General features: G+C 64.7%; 15 protein-coding genes. 8 read left to right on the top strand and 7 right to left on the bottom strand.

The genetic code is table 11. The features are described from left to right. Positions 1–42 precede the first annotated feature (42 nt). The 6 genes from GDH07_RS02425 to yccS all read left to right on the top strand — a co-directional run bounded on the left by GDH07_RS02425 (position 43) and on the right by yccS (position 9485). Complete coding sequence (locus GDH07_RS02425) at positions 43–1485, top strand: TldD/PmbA family protein (protein WP_053134032.1); 1443 nt, start codon at positions 43–45, stop codon at positions 1483–1485. Further along, positions 1485–2822: a TldD/PmbA family protein gene (locus tag GDH07_RS02420; protein ID WP_152896605.1), complete on the top strand. Its 1338-nt coding sequence runs from the start codon at positions 1485–1487 to the stop codon at positions 2820–2822. Before GDH07_RS02425 ends, GDH07_RS02420 begins: the two co-directional genes overlap by 1 nt. A 74-nt stretch (positions 2823–2896) precedes the next feature. Continuing rightward, complete coding sequence (gene mdtD, locus GDH07_RS02415) at positions 2897–4324, top strand: multidrug transporter subunit MdtD (RefSeq protein ID WP_022641541.1); 1428 nt, start codon at positions 2897–2899, stop codon at positions 4322–4324. 164 nt (positions 4325–4488) lie between these two features. Continuing rightward, positions 4489–5826 carry an ATP-dependent RNA helicase DbpA gene (gene dbpA, locus GDH07_RS02410; protein WP_246195921.1) on the top strand — a complete coding sequence of 446 codons (1338 nt, stop codon included), beginning with the start codon at positions 4489–4491 and terminating at the stop codon, positions 5824–5826. Positions 5827–5975: 149 nt separating this feature from the next. After that, positions 5976–7154, top strand: a complete 1179-nt coding sequence (locus tag GDH07_RS02405; RefSeq protein ID WP_053134023.1) for a BaiN/RdsA family NAD(P)/FAD-dependent oxidoreductase — start codon at positions 5976–5978, stop codon at positions 7152–7154. A gap of 141 nt (positions 7155–7295) precedes the next feature. Further along, complete coding sequence (gene yccS, locus GDH07_RS02400) at positions 7296–9485, top strand: YccS family putative transporter (protein ID WP_152896603.1); 2190 nt, start codon at positions 7296–7298, stop codon at positions 9483–9485. 182 nt (positions 9486–9667) lie between these two features. Here yccS and GDH07_RS02395 read toward each other — a convergent pair whose 3' ends face one another. Beyond that, positions 9668–10405 carry a substrate-binding periplasmic protein gene (locus tag GDH07_RS02395; RefSeq protein ID WP_022641544.1) on the bottom strand — a complete coding sequence of 246 codons (738 nt, stop codon included), beginning with the start codon at positions 10403–10405 and terminating at the stop codon, positions 9668–9670. 268 nt (positions 10406–10673) lie between these two features. Here GDH07_RS02395 and GDH07_RS02390 point away from each other — a divergent pair, with 268 nt between their 5' ends. Further along, positions 10674–11126 (top strand): GNAT family N-acetyltransferase, encoded by a 453-nt coding sequence (locus GDH07_RS02390; protein WP_022641545.1) that lies wholly within the window; start codon positions 10674–10676, stop codon positions 11124–11126. Between the two features lie 3 nt (positions 11127–11129). On the opposite strand, the gene GDH07_RS02385 is transcribed toward GDH07_RS02390, so the two are convergent. From GDH07_RS02385 to GDH07_RS02375, 3 genes are read right to left on the bottom strand one after another with little or no spacing between them, the layout of a single operon-like run. Further along, on the bottom strand, positions 11130–11426 hold the full coding sequence (locus GDH07_RS02385) for a winged helix-turn-helix domain-containing protein (protein WP_085594538.1): 297 nt from the start codon (positions 11424–11426) through the stop codon (positions 11130–11132). Between the two features lie 13 nt (positions 11427–11439). Beyond that, the gene (locus GDH07_RS02380) at positions 11440–11952 is read right to left on the bottom strand and encodes a M48 metallopeptidase family protein (RefSeq protein WP_053134110.1); all 513 of its coding nucleotides are present in this window, start codon (positions 11950–11952) and stop codon (positions 11440–11442) included. A gap of 44 nt (positions 11953–11996) precedes the next feature. Further along, positions 11997–14120 (bottom strand): putative bifunctional diguanylate cyclase/phosphodiesterase, encoded by a 2124-nt coding sequence (locus tag GDH07_RS02375; protein ID WP_152896602.1) that lies wholly within the window; start codon positions 14118–14120, stop codon positions 11997–11999. A 318-nt stretch (positions 14121–14438) separates the two neighbouring features. Here GDH07_RS02375 and GDH07_RS02370 point away from each other — a divergent pair, with 318 nt between their 5' ends. Further along, a complete protein-coding gene (locus GDH07_RS02370) occupies positions 14439–15110 on the top strand; it encodes a polysaccharide lyase family 7 protein (protein ID WP_152896601.1) in 672 nt (223 codons plus the stop codon). 61 nt (positions 15111–15171) lie between these two features. Here GDH07_RS02370 and fba read toward each other — a convergent pair whose 3' ends face one another. From fba to GDH07_RS02355, 3 genes are all read right to left on the bottom strand, one after another. Beyond that, positions 15172–16236 (bottom strand): class II fructose-bisphosphate aldolase, encoded by a 1065-nt coding sequence (gene fba / locus GDH07_RS02365; RefSeq protein WP_022641550.1) that lies wholly within the window; start codon positions 16234–16236, stop codon positions 15172–15174. A gap of 252 nt (positions 16237–16488) precedes the next feature. Beyond that, positions 16489–16818, bottom strand: a complete 330-nt coding sequence (locus GDH07_RS02360) for an MliC family protein (protein WP_152896600.1) — start codon at positions 16816–16818, stop codon at positions 16489–16491. 57 nt (positions 16819–16875) lie between these two features. Then, entirely contained in the window at positions 16876–17097 is a 222-nt protein-coding gene (locus tag GDH07_RS02355; protein ID WP_152896599.1) for a hypothetical protein, read from the bottom strand.

Below are 17097 nucleotides of genomic sequence, written 5' to 3'. Positions count from 1 at the left end.
GATAAGACCCGCAAGCCCCTGCTCTTCACAAGGAGGTCATCCATGTTCGACTTTCACCCCCAGCTCAAGCAGCGCTTCGCTGCCTTGCGCACGGGCGCCGAGTTCTTTTCCCTGCGCTACGTGCGCGAATCAGACCAGTACCTGTCGGTACGCAAGAATGTCGCCGAACCGCCCAGGCTGGGCCGCGACGAAGGCGCGATGCTGACCGTGCGAGTCGCTGGGGTAGAGGCCTATGCCGCCACCAACGACCTGTCGCCAGGCGGCTTGCAGGCGGCCCTGGACCGCGCCGAACGGCAAGCCCGGGTGATCGCCGCCCACGCCCTGCTGGACCTGCGCGAACAACCGGTCTCCAGCCACCGCGCCGATTATTTCTCGCCCAATCTCGAACAGCCCTTCCCGTCCCTGAGCGATTGCTACCAACTGCTGGGCGACGAATCGGCTTCGGTTCCCAAGGACGAGCGCCTGGTGAACTGGCAGGTAGGGATCGGCGTGACCCAGGTCGAGCAGATCTACCTCAACAGCGCCGGAGCCGAGTTGCGCCAGGCCCAGCGTTTCGTCTACCCGGGCCTGGACGTCACCGCCTACGACGGCAACGACAGCCAGACCCGCAGCCTGGGCCGGGAGAATTTCGGCCAGCAGGGCGCGGGCGACGTGATCAGCCGCTGCGGCCTGCTGGGCGCCGCGCCCCGGGTCGCCGAGCAGGCCCTGCAACTTCTGCTGGCTCCCAACACGCCCCAAGGCCCGCGGGACCTGCTGCTGATGCCGGACCAGATGATGCTGCAGATCCACGAGTCCATCGGCCATCCCCTGGAGCTGGACCGCATCCTTGGCGATGAGCGCAACTACGCAGGCACCAGCTTCGTCAAACAGGCGGACTTCGGCCACCTGCAATACGGCTCGCGGCTGCTCAACGTGACCTTCGACCCGGACATCCCCGAGGAGCTGGCCAGCTATGGCCATGACGACGAAGGCACCGCCGCCAGCAAGCAGTTCCTGATCCGCGAAGGGTTGCTGGTACGCCCCCTGGGCGGCGCCCTGTCGCAGTACCGCAGTGGCCTGGACGGCGTTGCCAACAGCCGCGCCAGCAGCTGGAACCGCGCGCCCATCGACCGCATGGCCAACCTCAACATCGAGCCTGGCGAGCAGTCCCTGGAACAGCTGATCGGCGGGATCGAGCACGGCATCCTGATGTCCACCAACCGCTCCTGGTCCATCGACGATGCGCGCAACAAGTTCCAGTTCGGCTGCGAATGGGGCCAGTTGATCGAGAACGGCGAACTCAAGGGCGTGGTGAAGAACCCCAACTACCGGGGCATTTCCGCGCAGTTCTGGCGCAACCTCAGCGCCGTCGGCAACCGTGGCACCTTCCAGGTCCTGGGCACGCCCAACTGCGGCAAGGGCGAACCCAACCAGGTGATCCGCGTTGGCCACGCCTCGCCAGCCTGTGTATTCAGCAAGATCGACGTATTCGGAGGAGATGCCTGATGACCAGCGCGACCAATCAGGCCCAGCAGTTCAAGACGCTGGTGCAATGGCTCAAGGACGAGATCCGCGGGTCGGAACAATTCACCCTGAGCTACGCTGCCGAAGCCTCGGAGTTCATCCGCTTCAACCATGCCAAGGTACGCCAGGCCGGGCAGGTGCAGCAGGCCAGCCTGACCTTCAAGCTGATCGACGATGGCCGCCACGCCGACCTCGACATCACCCTGGCCAACGATCCCGAGGTGGACCGCCAGCGCCTGGCCGAGGGCCTGCAACAACTGCGTGAAACCCTCCCGCTGCTGCCGGCCGACCCTTACCTGATGCTCAACCACACCCACTGGCAGTCCCAGCATGAGCAAAGCCATCCGCTGCCAGGCAGCGAGCAGGTGGTGGAGGAAATCGGTCGCGCCGCCGCGGGCCTGGATCTGGTCGGCATCTATGCCGCCGGCCCCATCAGCCGTGGTTTCGCCAGCTCCAGCGGCGCCTTCGGTTGGCACCAGGCCAACAGCTTCAACTTCGACTTCAGCCTGTTCCACGACAATGGCGAGGCGGTGAAGGCCAGCTACGCCGGACACGCCTGGAACAGCGACGCCTTCGCCCAGCGCTTCGACCAGGCCCGCCGGCAACTGGAGTTCCTCGGCCGGCCGCTGCGGACCCTGGCCCCCGGTCAATACCGCGCCTACCTGGCCCCGGCGGCCCTGGAGGAGATCATGGGCATGCTGGCCTGGGGCAGCTTCTCGGCCCAGTCCATCGCCAGCAAGCACAGCGCCCTGCAGAAACTCTATGCCGGTGACGCGAACCTGAGCCCGCTGGTATCGGTACGCGAGCAGGTCAGCGGCTCCCTGAGCCCGGCGTTTTCCGACGAGGGCTACCCGCGCAGCGACCTGGCGCTGATCGCCAGTGGCGCCGCCGAGGCGCGCCTGATCAACTCGCGCAGCGCCGCCGAATATGGCCTGACCGCCAACGGCGCCGGCAGCGGCGAATACCCCAGCGCCCTGGACATGGCCGCCGGCCAGTTGGCCCAGCAGGACATCCTCAGGCAATTGGGCACCGGGCTGTACATCAGCAACCTGTGGTACCTGAACTACTCGGACCTGCCTGCAGCGCGCCTGACCGGCATGACCCGCTTCGCCACCTTCTGGGTGGAGAACGGCGAGATCCAGGCGCCAGTGAGCACCATGCGCTTCGACGACAGCGTCTACAGCCTGCTGGGCTCGCAGCTCGAGGCGCTCACCGAACAACGCGAGCTGCTGCTCTCGGCCAGCACCTACGGCCAGCGCCAGACCGCGTCGATGCATCTGCCCGGGGCACTGGTCAGCCGCCTGACGCTAACCTTGTAAAATCGGCCTAGAGTTGCAAGCCACAAGCTTGCAACTCGAAGCTTGCAACCTACCTCTGTCGTTGTTGAGGTCCCATGCCCGAACGTCCGCCACTCGATGCCACTACTATCCGCTGGCTGCCGTGGGTAGTGGCCATCGCCTTCTTCATGCAGTCCCTGGACGGCACCATCCTCAATACCGCGCTGCCGGCCATGGCCAGGGACCTGGCCGAAGACCCGTTGCGCATGCAGGGCGTGGTCATCGCCTACATGCTCACCGTGGCGCTGCTGATCCCGGCCTCGGGCTGGATCGCCGATCGCTTCGGCACCCGCAACATCTTCTTCGGCGCGATCTTGCTGTTCAGCGTCGGCTCGTTGCTGTGCGCCCTTTCCGGTTCCCTGGGCATGCTGGTGGCGGCCCGGGTGATCCAGGGCCTGGGCGGCGCGCTGATGCTGCCGGTGGGGCGGCTGGTGGTGCTGCGCGCCTACCCGCGTTCGGAACTGGTGCGGATCATGGGTTTCATCACCATTCCCGGGCTGCTGGGCCCGCTGATCGGTCCGACCATGGGCGGCTGGATGGTGCAGTACCTGACCTGGCACTGGATCTTCCTGATCAACCTGCCGGTAGGCGCCATCGGCTGCTACGCGGTGTGGCGCTTCATCCCCGACCTGCGCGGCAGCGAACGCACCCGCTTCGACGGCCTGGGCTTCTTGCTGTTCGGCGCGGCGATGGTGCTGATCACCATCGCCATGGAAGGCCTGGGCGAACTGCACCTGCCGCACCTGCGGGTGATGTTGCTGCTGTTCGCCGGCCTGGCTTGCCTGGCGGCCTACTGGTTGCGTGCCGGGCATATCGCCGATCCGCTGTTCGCCCCGTCGTTGTTCAAGGTGCGGACCTTCGCCGTGGGCATCCTCGGCAACCTGTTCGCCCGCCTGGGCAGCGGCGCCCTGCCGTTCCTGGTGCCCTTGCTGCTGCAAGTGGCCCTGGGCTACTCACCGTCCCAGGCCGGCATGAGCATGCTGCCCCTGGCGGCCGCGGCGATGCTCGCCAAGTCCATTGCCCGACCGCTGATCGAGCGCCTGGGCTATCGTCTGGTGCTCACCGGCAACACCCTGGCCCTGGGCCTGATGCTGGCGAGCATGGGCCTGGTCAGCGAGCAGACGCCCTACCCGCTGCTGCTGGGCATGCTGGCGGTGCTGGGGGCGATCAACTCGCTGCAGTTCACGGCGATGAACACCGTGACCCTGATCGACCTCGACGATGCCGCCGCCAGCAGTGGCAACAGCCTGTTGTCGGTGGTGGCGCAACTGTCCCTGAGCCTGGGGGTGGCCTGCGCCGGGGCGCTGCTGGGCGGCTTCACCGCATCCATGGACAGCGATGGCGGCGACACGGTGCTCGGCGCCTTCCAGCTGACCTTCCTCACCGTGGGCCTCATGGCCATGCTGGCGGCGGCGATCTTCCTCCAGTTGTCGCCCAACGATGGCCGCAGGACGCGCAAGGTCCAGGAGCATATCGAGCACTGATTGACCATCTCCCCGTAGGAGCCATGGAAAGTCCTGGCTACTTTTCGTCCAGAAATTGCAGGAAGGGGGAGCGGGGCTGATACACTGCGCGACATTTTGTTTTGCAGGCCCGTCCCGTGACCACCATCGCCACCGCTTTCAATACCTTGCCCCTGTCTGCCGCCATGCTGGCCAACCTCGACTCCCTCGGGTATGCCCAGATGACGCCGATCCAGGCGCAAAGCTTGCCGGTGATCCTCAAGGGCCTGGACCTGATCGCCCAGGCCAAGACCGGCAGCGGCAAGACCGCGGCCTTCGGCATCGGCCTGCTGAACCCGATCAACCCGCGCTACTTCGGCTGCCAGGCCCTGGTGATGTGCCCGACCCGCGAGCTCGCCGACCAGGTCGCCAAGGAGCTGCGCCGCCTGGCCCGCGCCGAGGACAACATCAAGGTCCTGACCCTCTGCGGCGGCGTGCCCTTCGGCCCGCAGATCGCTTCGCTGGAGCATGGCGCCCACATCATCGTCGGCACCCCGGGACGCATTTCCCAGCACCTGGACAAGGGCACGCTGAAACTCGACGGCCTCAACACCCTGGTGCTCGACGAAGCCGACCGCATGCTCGACATGGGCTTCTACGATGCCATCGAAGCCATCATCGGCCAGACCCCGGCACGCCGGCAGACCCTGCTGTTCTCCGCCACCTACCCGGTGGGCATCAAGCAGCTGGCGTCGAAGTTCATGCGCGATCCGCAACAGGTAAAAGTCGAGACGCTGCACAGCGACAGCCAGATCGAACAGCACTTCTACGAAATCTCCCCGGAAGATCGCATGGATGCGGTGGTCAAGGTGCTCAACCACTTCCGCCCGCAGTCTTGCGTGGCCTTCTGCTTCACCAAGCAGCAAGTGCAGGAAACCGTCGACCACCTGACCGCCAAGGGCATGTCTGCAGTGGGCCTGCACGGTGACCTGGAACAGCGCGACCGCGACCAGGTGCTGGCAATGTTCGCCAACCGCAGTACCTCGGTACTGGTAGCTACCGATGTCGCCGCCCGGGGCCTGGATATCGACGCCCTGGACATGGTGATCAACGTCGAGCTGGCGCGGGATTCGGAAATCCACATCCACCGGGTCGGCCGTACCGGTCGCGCCGGCGAGAAAGGCATCGCCATCAGCCTGGTGTCGCCGTCCGAGGCCCACCGTGCCCAGGCCATCGAACAGTTGCAGAAGGCGCCGCTGAACTGGGAGCAGATCGACGGCCTGAAGAGCAAGGGCGGCGGCCCGCTGCTGCCGGCCATGAGCACCCTGTGCATCGCCGCCGGGCGCAAGGACAAGGTACGCCCGGGCGATATCCTCGGCGCGCTGACCGGCGAGGCCGGCATCCCCGGCGCCCAGGTCGGCAAGATCGCGATCTTCGACTTCCAGGCCTACGTGGCCGTGGAGCGCGGCATCGCCAAGCAGGCCCTGCAACGCCTCAATAGCGGCAAGATCAAGGGCCGTTCGCTGCGCGTACGTATCCTGTAACCCACCCGCTCGATCTGTAGCCGCTGCCGCAGGCTGCGAACGTCTCCGAAGGAGGCGCCGCTGTTGAGGCCGTGGAGCCCCTGCGGGGCTTGTCGCAGCCTTCGGCAGCGGCTACAGGTTCATTTGCCTGCACTCTCGAGGACACCGTTTTGCGCTCTACCGAAGTCGTGATCATCGGCGCCGGCGCCGCCGGCTTGATGTGCGCCCTGACCGCCGCTGGCCGTGGGCGCCAGGTGCTGTTGCTGGACCATGCCAACAAGGCCGGGAAGAAGATCCTGATGTCCGGTGGCGGGCGCTGCAACTTCACCAACATGTACACCGAGCCGGCCAACTTCCTGTCGCAGAACCCGCACTTCTGCAAGTCGGCCCTGGCCCGCTACACCCAGTGGGATTTCATCGGCCTGGTGGCCAAGCATGGCGTGCCCTACCACGAGAAGAAGCTCGGCCAGCTGTTTTGCGACAACAAGTCCAGCGACATCCTCGCCATGCTCCTGGCCGAATGCGACCAGGCCGGGGTCGAGCTGCGCCTGGACACCTCGATCCAGCAGATCGAGAAACTGGAGTCGGGCTACCTGCTGCAGACCACCCTGGGCCAGGTGCGCTGCCAGTCCCTGGTGATAGCCACCGGCGGCCTGTCGATCCCGACCCTGGGGGCCACCGGCTTCGGCTACCAGGTGGCCAGGCAGTTCGGCCATGAGCTGCTGCCGACCCGTGCCGGGCTGGTGCCCTTCACCATCACCGACCAGCTCAAGGAGCTGTGCGGCGAGCTGTCCGGAACCTCGGTGGACTGCCTGGTGAGCTGCAACGGCCAGAGCTTTCGCGAGAACATCCTGTTCACCCACCGTGGCCTCAGCGGCCCGGCGATCCTGCAGATTTCCTCGTACTGGCAGCCTGGCGACAGCATCGAGATCAACCTGCTGCCGGACCACGATGCCCTGGGCTGGCTGCAACAGCAGCAGGCCGAGCGCCCCAACAGCGAACTCAAGACCCTGCTGGGGGAGATCTTCACCAAGAAGATGGCCGGCCTCCTGGCCGATCACTGGTTCGCCTCCAAGCCGATGAAGCAGTACACCCCCGCCGAGCTGGCGGAGGTCGCCGACAAGCTCGGCAACTGGCAGCTGGTACCGGCAGGCACCGAAGGCTACCGCACCGCCGAAGTGACCCTGGGCGGGGTCGACACCCGTGAAGTCTCGTCCAAGACCATGGAATCGCTGAAGAGCCCGGGACTGTATTTCATTGGCGAAGTGCTGGATGTCAGCGGCCACCTGGGCGGTTTCAACTTCCAGTGGGCCTGGGCCTCGGGCTACGCGGCGGCGCAGTACGCCTGAAGCCGCGCCGGCCCTTGGCGCCGGCAGGGGCCGAGGAACATCGCCGGGAACAGAATTTGCTGGCGGATGTGACGGCGGCATTGCGCCGTCGTCAATACTGGCTCAATTTAGCGGCATCGCCCGGAAGGCTCCTCCCAATCCATGTCATCGACTTCTTTTCGCCAATCCCTGCGCCGCCTCTGGGCGCTGGATAAATTCAGCTACAGCGTGCGGGTATTCATCGCCCTGACCGGCAGCATGGCGCTGTGCTGGTACCAGGACGAGATGAGCTTGCTGATCCCGCTGTTCCTCGGCGTCATCGCCAGCGCCCTGGCGGAAACCGACGACAGCTGGCAAGGCCGACTCAATGCCCTGGCGGTGACCCTGGTGTGCTTCAGCATCGCCGCGCTGTCGGTGGAATTGCTGTTCCCCTACCCCTGGATCTTCGCTATCGCCCTGGCCCTGGCCGGCTTCGGCCTGACCATGCTCGGCGCCCTGGGCGAGCGCTATGGCGCCATCGCCTCGGCGACCCTGATCCTCTCGGTCTACACCATGATCGGCGTCGACCAGCGCGGCGGCGCGGTGATCGACTTCTGGCACGAGCCGGTGCTGCTGGTGGCCGGCGCCGCCTGGTACGGCCTGCTCTCGGTGCTGTGGCAGGCGATGTTTTCCAACCAGCCGGTGCAGCAGAGCCTGGCCCGGCTGTTTCGCGAGCTGGGCTACTACCTCAAGCTCAAGTCGTCGCTGTTCGAGCCGATTCGCCAGCTGGACGTGGAAGCCCGGCGCCTGGAGCTGGCGCGGCAGAACGGCAAGGTGGTGGCCGCGCTCAACAGTGCCAAGGAAATCATCCTGCACCGGGTCGGCAACGGCCGCCCGGGGTCGAAGGTCAGCCGCTACCTGAAGCTGTACTTCCTGGCCCAGGACATCCATGAGCGCGCCAGCTCCTCGCACTACCCCTACAACGCCCTGGCCGACGCCTTCTTCCACAGCGACGTGCTGTTCCGCTGCCAGCGCCTGCTGCGCCAGCAAGGCAAGGCCTGCCGGGCCCTGGCGGAATCGATCCAGATGCGCCAGCCGTTCGTCTACGACTCCGGCTTCGCCGAAGCCCTGAGCGACCTGCAAGCCTCGCTGGAACACCTGCGCATCCAGAGCAACCCGGCCTGGCGCGGGCTGCTACGCTCGCTGCGGGCGCTGGCCGCCAACCTCGGCACCCTCGACCGCCTGCTCAGCGATGCCAGCAACCCCGATGCCCTGGCCGATGCCACCGACAGCAGCCTGCTGGACCGCTCGCCGCGCAACCTCAAGGACGTCTGGACCCGCCTGCGCACCCAGCTGACACCCACTTCGCTGCTGTTTCGCCATGCCCTGCGCCTGCCCCTGGCGCTGAGTATCGGCTACGGCATGGTGCACCTGATCCACCCGTCCCAGGGCTACTGGATCATCCTCACCACGCTGTTCGTCTGCCAGCCCAACTACGGCGCCACCCGGCGCAAGCTGGGCCAGCGGATCATCGGCACGGCCATCGGCCTGACCATCGCCTGGGCGCTGTTCGACCTGTTCCCCAACCCGCTGGTGCAGTCGCTGTTCGCCATTGCCGCCGGCGTGGTGTTCTTCGCCAACCGCACCACCCGCTACACCCTGGCCACCGCCGCCATCACCCTGATGGTGCTGTTTTGCTTCAACCAGGTGGGCGACGGTTATGGGCTGTTCCTGCCACGGCTGTTCGATACCCTGCTGGGCAGCCTGATCGCCGGGCTGGCGGTGTTCCTGTTCCTGCCGGACTGGCAGGGTCGGCGCCTGAACCAGGTACTGGCCAACACCCTGGCGTGCAACAGCATCTACCTGCGCCAGATCATGCAGCAGTACGCCGCCGGCAAGAGCGACGACCTGGCCTACCGCCTGGCCCGACGCAACGCCCACAACGCCGATGCGGCGCTGTCCACCACCCTGGCCAACATGCTCATGGAGCCCGGGCACTTTCGCAAGGAGGCAGACGTGGGCTTCCGCTTTCTGGTGCTGTCCCACACCCTGCTCAGCTACCTCTCGGGCCTGGGCGCGCACCGTGGCACCCAACTGCCGGAGGAAGTCCGCGAGCACCTGATCGGCGGTGCCGGCAGCAGCCTGGCGGCCAGTATCGACGAGATCGCCCAGGGCCTGGCCAGCAGGACCCCGATCGCCATCCAGAGCGACGCCGAGGAAGCCCTGGCCAACGAGCTGGAACAGATGCCGGATGAAATCGATGAAGAGCAGCGCCTGGTACAGACCCAGCTGGGATTGATCTGCCGCCAGCTGGGCCCGCTGCGGACCCTGGCGGCCCACCTGATCAAAGGCACAGAGCAAGCGCCGGCCTGAAACCGCGAGCGCCAAGGTAACGGCTCCGACGGTCCCGGGAAGCTTGCCGGCGCTTTTAGCAGGCCGTTGAAAACGTAGGCGAGGCAGTCAGCGCCAGGCAAAAACAGGCGAAAATGCGCAGATTACGAGTGGCAAATGAGCATTTTCAGCTTGTTTTCAACGCAGCGATGGCAACCGGCCTGCTACATGCCGTGCTGGCGAAGCAACCGGGCGTAGCTGCCGTCGGCCTTCATGGCGGCGATCTCGCGATCGAACTTGGCGACGATCTGCGCATGCTCGGGGTTCTTCAGGCTCACCAGGATATGCAGGCTGTTCTCGCTCAAGGGCTTGGGCAGGAACTCCACCGCATTGCGCACCCGGGGCGACTCCCGGGCCAGGTAGTAACGGGCGACGTATTCATCTTCCAGGGTCAGCTTGACCCGGTCCGCCGCCAGCATGCGCACGGCCATGGCGAAGTTGTGCACCGGCACTTTCTGCAAGTCCGAATCGTTGTCGAATTCAGAGGAGTAGGCGTAGCCGCGCACCACGGCGATCGGGTACTCGTGCAACTGCTTGAGGTTGAGGTACTCCAGTGGAGCGTCCTTGCGCTTGAGGAAGCGGATGCGGTTGACCAGGTACTCGGCGGAGAACTGCCCCAGGCGGGTGCGTTCGTCGTTGTACCAGGCATTGACCAGGACGTCGTAGCGGCCCTCGCCGATCCCCAGCAGCGCCCGGGCCCAGGGCACCTGCTCGAACTCGCTGGCATAACCCGCGCGGGCCAACGCGGTACTGACGATATCGGTGGCCACCCCGCCATTGACCAGGGTCGAGTCGGTAAACGGAGGCCAGGCATCAGCGACCAGCCGCAACTTCTCTGCAGAAGCGCCCTGGCCCAGCAACAGCAATCCGATCAAAGCCAAAGCCCGATGCAATCGCAGCATGCTTGAAGATCCTTAGCGGGCGCAGGGCCCAGCGCGTTCCAGCCTACACTCGAGGGCCCATGCAGCGACCACCCAGGTCCTAACATTAGCTCATCACAGCCAATGCACAGGACTTGCAAAACAGATTACACAAAGAAGGGAAAAACCAGTGAACGGAGTAATGGCATTTTGACCCATCTCACAGAAACAAACTCCATACACCTGTCGACAAGACATCCGTTGGCGATGTGCTTAGTATTTCGCGCAGCTCTTTTCACAGGATAAGAAAATGACCATCGAATGGGTCTGCAAACACCACACCGATCTGGGCAAGGAACAGCTCTACGCCATCTTGCAACTGCGTACCGAAGTCTTCGTCGTGGAACAGAAATGCCCCTACCAGGAAGTCGACGGCCGTGACCTGGAAGGCGACACCTGCCACCTGATGGCCTGGGACGGTGACCGCCTGGTGGCCTACCTGCGCCTGCTGGACCCGATCTCCCAGGGCGGCGACGTGGTGATCGGCCGCGTGGTGATCGCCGAGCAGGCACGGGGCCAGGGCCTGGGGCATACGCTGATGGAGCAGGCCCTGAAACAGGCGCAGCGGCACTGGCCCGAGACACCGATCTATCTCTCGGCCCAGGCCCACCTGCAGGCCTACTACGGCCGCTATGGGTTCAGCGTGGTGGGCGAGGAGTATCTGGAAGACGATATCCCGCACATCGGCATGCGCCGTAGCTGAGGCTCAGGGATAACCCAGCACGGTCTTGATCTGGCCCAGGTTGGGTTCGATCCAGGCCTTGTCGATGGCCCCCCAGCTGTGGATCCGGTAATGCCCGGCGTGGTTGCGGGCGCCGTCCTGCTGTTCGAACTGGCAGACGATGTCCAGGTCGGCCAGGGCGGCGATGGTGTCCTGGGCGGTGCGCCGGGGCATGCCCGTGAGTTCGGTCAAGGCCGGCACGCTGCTGGCCAGGCCACTGTCGATCAAGTACGCCACGTACAGCCGGCGGTAGAAACTGCTCTTGGTCTTGCTCACATCCATCGCCCACTCCTTGCTAGTGTGGCGCGCCCGCCTTGGCTTGCAGGTCGCGCCAGGTGAGGTAGACCCGCAGGTCGAACTCCAGCTGGTGATAGCCCGGCAGCATATGCTCGCAGAGCTTGTAGAACGCCTTGTTGTGGTCCGATTCCTTGAAGTGCGCCAACTCGTGGACCACGATCATGCGCAGGAACTCGGGCGCCGCCTCCTTGAACAGCGAGGCGATGCGGATCTCTTTCTTGGCCTTGAGCTTGCCTCCCTGTACCCGCGACACCGTGGTGTGCAGGCCCAGGGCGCGATGGGTCAGGTCCAGGCGGTTGTCGAACAGCACCTTGTCGATGGCCGGCGCGTTGCGCAGGTATTCCTGCTTCAGCTCCAGGGCATAGCTGTACAGGGCCTTGTCGCTCTGCACACCGTGCTTGTGTGGATAACGCCGCTCCAGGTACTCGCCCAGGCGGTCTTCGTCGATCAGCTGGCGCACCTGTTCTTGCAGGGCGACTGGATAGGCCTGGAGGTATTTCAATACGGTCATGGGCAACGGCGACGCCAGGGGCAAGGGTCGCCAGTTTAGCGAATTCAGGCCTGTAGCGCGCTCCAGTCGAAGGGCTGGACGAACTGGCTGGCGCTGCCGGCGGTCAAGGGTCGCGCCACCAGGAAACCCTGGACGTATTCGCAACCGTTGTCCTTGAGCCAATGGTATTGCTCGAGAGTCTCCACGCCTTCGGCGATCACCAGCAGCCCGAATTGCTTGCACAGGTCGATCACGCAGCGGGCGATCGCAGCGTCCCGCGGTGAAGTCAGCAACCGGGCGATCAGGTGCCGGTCGAGCTTGAGGGTATCCAGTTGCAGGTCACGCAAGAAGGCCAGGCAGCAACTGCCCGAGCCGAAGTCGTCGAGGGCCACGCGCACGCCCAGCTGGTGCAATTGCTGCAATTGCTTGCGGGTCTCTCCCAGGTTCTGGGTCAGCGCCGCCTCGGTGACCTCGACCTCCAGCTGACGCGGTTGCAGGCCGTTGCGCAGCAGCACCTGGCGCAGCTCGGCCGAAAGGTTGGGCATGCTGAACTGGGTCGCGCTGAGACTGACGCTCAGCACCAGCTCGGGGCTGAACACCTGCTCCCAATCCTTGCGCTGCGCAGCGCCCTGCTGGTAGATCCAGCTGCCCAGGAGACTGATCAGCCGCGCCTCTTCCAGCAGCGGCAGGAACAGCCCCGGCGGCACATCGCCGACACTGGGGTGGCGCCAGCGCAGCAGGGCTTCGAAACCACGCAGGCGACCATCGGCGATCGCCACCTGGGGCTGGTACACCATGGTGAATTCCTTGCGCTCCACCGCACTGCGCACGCTTTCCTCGAGCATCAACCGGGACCGCGCGCGGCCGTTCATCTCGTGGTCGTAATAGCGATACTGCTGGCGGCCGGCACGCTTGGCCTCGTACATGGCAATGTCCGCGGCCCGCAGCAGGCCATCCAGGTTGGAACCGCAGTCGGGGTAGATGGCGATGCCGATGCTGGCTCCCAGGACCACGTCCATGCCATCGATCTGCTGGGTGATGGACAAGCGCTCGATCAACCGTTCGGCGACTTTCGCCGCCTGCTCGGGAAATCCCAGCTCCAGCAAGGCGGTGAACTCGTCGCCCCCCATGCGCCCGATGATGTCGAACGAGTGCAGGCCCTCCTTCAGCTGTTCCGAGACCCAGCGCAGTATCCGGTCGCCGGCGTCATGGCCGAGGGAGTCGTTGACCCGCTTGAAGCCGTCCAGATCCAGGTACAGCAGGACCAGGGACTTTCCCGAGCGGTCACTGCGCAACAGGATGCTCTCCACTGTCTGGTAGAAACCCCGGCGATTGAGCAGCCCGGTCAAGGGATCGGTGACCGCCTGGTATTCCAGCTGCTGATGCAGGTGCCGCACCTCGGACATGTCCAGCAGGGTCACCACCATGGCCTTCTGCTCGCTGGGCAGCGGGGCGCAGGACAACGCCACGCTGATCTGCTGGCCGGGGACGGTGCGCAGCAGGGCGTCATGCAGGCGGAAGGTTTCGCCCCGGCGATAACTGGCGTACAACTCGGACACGTGCCAGTCCGGGACATGGGGATTCTGCAGGTAATCGAGGAAGGCCGAGCCCACCAGATCTTTCACCTGGGCATTGAGCAAGCGCGACACCGCGGGGTTGGCGAAGCGTATCCGCCCCTCCTCGTCCACCACCAGGATGCCCTCGGCGGCGTTGTCCAACACCGAGGCATTGAAGGCCCGGGCCTGCTCCAGGTCATGACTCAGGTGCTGCAGGGCCCGGCGGTTGCGCTGGTGTTCCAGCAACGCCTGGACCTTGGGCTTGAGGATCTGCGGATCGAAGGGCTTGAACAGGTAGTCCACCGCACCGTTGGCATACCCCTTGATCACGGCATCCTGGGATTGCTCGTTGGCGGTGAGGAAGATGATCGGGGTCAGGCGCGTGCGCTGGCTGCCGCGCATCAGGCGGGCCACTTCGAAACCATCCATGCCCGGCATCTGCACGTCGAGCAGGACCAGGTCCACCTCATGCTCCAGCAACAGACTGAGGGCCTCGACACCCGAGGCGGCGGTCATTACCCGCCAATCCTGGCGCTGCAACAGCGCGCGCATGCTCAGGAGGTTCTCGGGGTAGTCATCGACGATCAGAAGAGTGGAGTGGCCCTCGGCTGTCTCCGGTTGCACGCATTCCATGCTGCTTCTCTTGTCTGTAATAAGACTGAACTGGTGAGAAAACCTGACAAAAACTGAGGTTTCACTCTAGACCCGGATATTCAAAAGCAGAAGCTGTCATGGAGCCATCACTCCGCCAATGGCCCCTGCTCCCGACTAACGGTCACAGTTCTGCCGCATTGCAATCCATGAATATGGCACCTGGACACTTCACTGGCGTCATTTTTCCGCCGTACGGCGCTTGCTGGAACATCCTTGCGAGGGCTAAAAAACACCCGAGAAGCGCGGTCTGGAGCCTTCGCCCAGCTGCGCCCGGTACACTTTTGCGGAACCTTCCCCATGATCGACCTGGCAACCTGGAACCTCAGCGTTCCCGTCGGCAGCCCGCCGGCCACCATCGATACCCCGACCCTGGTCAAGGGTTTCAAGAACCAATACTTCCATGCCGATTCCGGCACCTTGTTCTTCTGGTCGCCAGTCACCGGCTCGAAGACCGAGAACGCCATCTATCCACGCACCGAGCTGCGCGAGACCTATGCCAACGGCACCTTGCGCAACTGGACCTACCCCGAGGCCGACAACCTGCTGCAGGCCACCCTGGCAGTGAACCAGGTGCCCTCCTCGGGCAAGATCGTCATCGGCCAGATCCATGCGTACAACAGCACCCGGCCGCTGGTGAAGCTGGAATACCAGTACAAGGCCAGTCAGGGGCGCGGCAACATCGTGGCCAAGGTGCGCATGCGCCCGGAGGACACCCGGTCCCGGGTCATCGGCATCGCCAAGAACGTGCCCATGGACCGGAGGTTTTCCTACCTGATCCATCTGAGCCCGGGCGGTGTCCTGGGCATCAGCGCCGCCGGCTACCGCTGGGACACCCGGCTGGGCGCTGCCTGGCGTGACAAACCGCTGTACTTCAAGGCCGGGGTCTATGTGCAGGACAACAGCGGCTACACCAGCGAAGGTGGCAAGGTGACCTTCTCCAAGCTGGACATCGACCACAACAAGAGCTGAGCCGGCACGCAGGCACAAAAAAGCCCGCATCGCTGCGGGCTTTTTCGTAGGCGACCGAGGCTTAGTTGACCTTGGCGTTCAGCTCACCCTTGAGGTAACGCTGGAACATGCCTTCCAGGGAGATCGGCTTGATCTTCGAGGCATTACCTGCGGTGCCGAAGGCTTCGTAGCGAGCGATGCACACGTCGCGCATGGCAGTCACGGTGGCGCCGAAGAACTTGCGTGGGTCGAACTCGCTCGGGTTGGTGGCCATCAGGCGGCGCATGGCACCGGTGGATGCCAGGCGCAGGTCGGTATCGATGTTGACCTTGCGCACGCCGTGCTTGATGCCTTCGACGATCTCCTCGACCGGCACGCCGTAGGTTTCCTTGATGTCGCCACCGTACTGGTTGATGATCGCCAGCCACTCTTGCGGTACCGAGGACGAACCGTGCATCACCAGGTGGGTGTTGGGGATGCGCTTGTGGATTTCCTTGATGCGGTCGATGGCCAGCACGTCGCCGGTAGGCGGCTTGGTGAACTTGTAGGCACCGTGGCTGGTACCGATGGCGATGGCCAGGGCGTCGACCTGGGTCTTCTTGACGAAGTCGGCGGCCTCTTCCGGATCGGTCAGCATCTGGCTGTGGTCCAGCACGCCTTCGGCGCCGATACCGTCTTCTTCACCGGCCATGCCGGTTTCCAGGGAACCCAGGCAGCCCAGCTCGCCCTCTACCGACACGCCACAGGCGTGGGCCATGGCCACGGTCTGCTGGGTCACGCGGACGTTGTACTCGTAGTCGGTCGGGGTCTTGCCGTCTTCACCCAGGGAACCGTCCATCATCACCGAGCTGAAGCCCAGCTGGATCGAGCGCTGGCAGACGTCAGGGCTGGTGCCGTGGTCCTGGTGCATGCACACCGGAATGTGCGGGAACTCTTCGATGGCAGCCAGGATCAGGTGGCGCAGGAACGGGGCGCCGGCGTATTTGCGGGCACCGGCGGAAGCCTGGACGATCACCGGGGAGTCAGTCTTGTCAGCGGCTTCCATGATGGCGCGCATCTGCTCAAGGTTGTTGACGTTGAAGGCTGGAACGCCATAGCCGAACTCGGCTGCGTGGTCCAGCATCTGGCGCATGCTGATGAGTGCCATTGTGTGTGTCTCTCCCGGTCGAGGGTCGTTAATCGTGCAAGCCTGCCGTAGCGGCGACTGCTATTCAAGTGATTGCAGATCGGGGGTCAGCCCGGCCTGCGGATTCGTTACTTCATCAATTTCAAGAGCCCTGCGTCCCCGCAGGAACGAGGCTTGCCCGCGATGGCGGTCGGCCTGGCGACATCCATGATCAATGTCCGGGTAGCACCGCGAGCAAGCTTCGCTCCTACAGGTTCAGCATCGGTTCCCGGCCTACAGCGCTTTACAGCCGCGGCCGATCAGGTCGTTGGTGGCGACCCAGTAGACCAGGCCTTCCTCACCCTTGACGTGAAACGCCAGCATGTCGTCGCTGTACAACGACCCCGAACCGCTAGGCTCGAGTTTCAAGCGGCGTACCTGGTCGTCGCCTCCCAGGCGCACGTCGACGGCCTTGCGGCTGTCGTCGGTGTAGCGCCAGAGCACCTGGGCCTGGCTGTCGCAGACCCAGGTGGTCCAGTTGTCGGTGCTCGGCGACTTGAGCAAGTGCAAGTCGGCGCAACCGCCAAGCAGCCCCAGCATCGCCACGGCGATCAAAGCTTTCATCGATGTTCCTCGGCCGGACCCCGGGGCCCGGCGCGTCGCGTTATCCAATCTGACCCGTCAAGGGCAACCCTGTTCCCGGGTCCTTGTCGGAGTCTCGTATTTCTCCAAGCCTTCAGGCCCCAGGCGCTTGTTGATCACCGGTGCCGTCTCGGCCTGCCAGTCGGCCTGGTAGCAACCTTGCCCTGGCCTCTGGGCCGCATCCGCAGGCTGGCCCGGCGAAGTGCCGGAGCACCCCGCGAGCCATGCTACGGCAAGCAGCAATGGCAACGTCTTGACCAT

Origin of the sequence: Pseudomonas piscis (assembly GCF_009380155.1) — a bacterium.
Classification (GTDB): Bacteria; Pseudomonadota; Gammaproteobacteria; order Pseudomonadales; family Pseudomonadaceae; genus Aquipseudomonas; species Aquipseudomonas piscis.
The sequence above is the reverse complement of the archived record's forward strand: the minus strand, read 5'-3'. Positions and strand labels throughout refer to the sequence as shown.

What these genes read in the sequence shown, in the direction of transcription:
- GDH07_RS02425 (WP_053134032.1), top strand. Translation starts at nt 43, where the DNA reads ATGTTCGACTTTCACCCCCAGCTCAAGCAGCGCTTCGCTGCCTTGCGC.
- GDH07_RS02420 (WP_152896605.1), top strand. Translation starts at nt 1,485, where the DNA reads ATGACCAGCGCGACCAATCAGGCCCAGCAGTTCAAGACGCTGGTGCAA.
- mdtD (WP_022641541.1), top strand. Translation starts at nt 2,897, where the DNA reads ATGCCCGAACGTCCGCCACTCGATGCCACTACTATCCGCTGGCTGCCG.
- dbpA (WP_246195921.1), top strand. Translation starts at nt 4,489, where the DNA reads ATGCTGGCCAACCTCGACTCCCTCGGGTATGCCCAGATGACGCCGATC.
- yccS (WP_152896603.1), top strand. Translation starts at nt 7,296, where the DNA reads ATGTCATCGACTTCTTTTCGCCAATCCCTGCGCCGCCTCTGGGCGCTG.
- GDH07_RS02395 (WP_022641544.1), bottom strand. Translation starts at nt 10,405, where the DNA reads ATGCTGCGATTGCATCGGGCTTTGGCTTTGATCGGATTGCTGTTGCTG.
- GDH07_RS02390 (WP_022641545.1), top strand. Translation starts at nt 10,674, where the DNA reads ATGACCATCGAATGGGTCTGCAAACACCACACCGATCTGGGCAAGGAA.
- GDH07_RS02385 (WP_085594538.1), bottom strand. Translation starts at nt 11,426, where the DNA reads ATGGATGTGAGCAAGACCAAGAGCAGTTTCTACCGCCGGCTGTACGTG.
- GDH07_RS02380 (WP_053134110.1), bottom strand. Translation starts at nt 11,952, where the DNA reads ATGACCGTATTGAAATACCTCCAGGCCTATCCAGTCGCCCTGCAAGAA.
- GDH07_RS02375 (WP_152896602.1), bottom strand. Translation starts at nt 14,120, where the DNA reads ATGGAATGCGTGCAACCGGAGACAGCCGAGGGCCACTCCACTCTTCTG.
- GDH07_RS02370 (WP_152896601.1), top strand. Translation starts at nt 14,439, where the DNA reads ATGATCGACCTGGCAACCTGGAACCTCAGCGTTCCCGTCGGCAGCCCG.
- fba (WP_022641550.1), bottom strand. Translation starts at nt 16,236, where the DNA reads ATGGCACTCATCAGCATGCGCCAGATGCTGGACCACGCAGCCGAGTTC.
- GDH07_RS02360 (WP_152896600.1), bottom strand. Translation starts at nt 16,818, where the DNA reads ATGAAAGCTTTGATCGCCGTGGCGATGCTGGGGCTGCTTGGCGGTTGC.
- GDH07_RS02355 (WP_152896599.1), bottom strand. Translation starts at nt 17,097, where the DNA reads ATGGTCAAGACGTTGCCATTGCTGCTTGCCGTAGCATGGCTCGCGGGG.